Genomic DNA, 260 nt, shown 5'->3' on the forward strand with positions numbered 1-260 from the left:
CCCCCCGCGCGCGCCCCCCGGCCGTCCACGCTGGCCCTCCCCGCCGCTCTTCCGAGCTGTGTACGTAATCTGACCACCTTCGCTAACCACGCTTGGCGCAGTCAGGGTGACGGTGGTGGCATCCGCTGTAGCTGGTGTGTCGGTAACAGTGGTGTTCACCGCTGTAGTACCTGGCACCAGGTTTTCGAAATGCTCGCCACCGGTGACGCCTTTGATGGCGGTGGTGACGGTTTGGTCGCCTTTGTAGACGTCGTTTGGTG

1 protein-coding gene is annotated in these 260 nt (G+C 63.5%); it reads right to left on the bottom strand.

Features of this window, described 5'->3' with window-relative positions:
• A partial coding sequence (locus AC0L3U_RS39615) for a hypothetical protein (RefSeq protein ID WP_473365152.1) occupies nt 1-260 on the bottom strand: 260 nt, incomplete at both ends.

It is taken from the genome of Bradyrhizobium sp. Kon69, from assembly GCF_055807515.1.